Source organism: Alteromonas sp. G5_S2_22_S1, from assembly GCF_054968525.1.
Map to the genome: position 1 here is coordinate 1 of NZ_JBQKUJ010000077.1, position 261 is coordinate 261.

1 pseudogene is annotated in these 261 nt (G+C 42.9%); it reads left to right on the forward strand.

Annotated features, from left to right (window positions below):
- Positions 1 to 92 precede the first annotated feature (92 nt).
- Positions 93 to 261, forward strand: a pseudogene (locus ACTRWF_RS19750) (IS110 family transposase); the annotation flags it as partial.

A 261-nucleotide genomic window follows, 5' to 3' on the forward strand; every position in this document is an offset into this window, starting at 1 on the left:
GAGAAATGCTAGCCTCCGCATTTTCGTGGGTTAGCTCAAAAAGCCAGTGCCATAATTAGTTTGTTCAATACTAAATCAATTTGGAGGCTAGCATGAACAAACATAGCATGATTTTTATCGGATTGGATACGCACAAGGAGTTTCACGAGGTTGCCTATTGTGAAGAGCAGCGTGGAGCGACACCAGTTCATTATGGACGTATTCCCTCGTCTAAGGTCAGTGTCAAAAAGCTGCTACGTCAGTTCAAATCCAAATATCCAG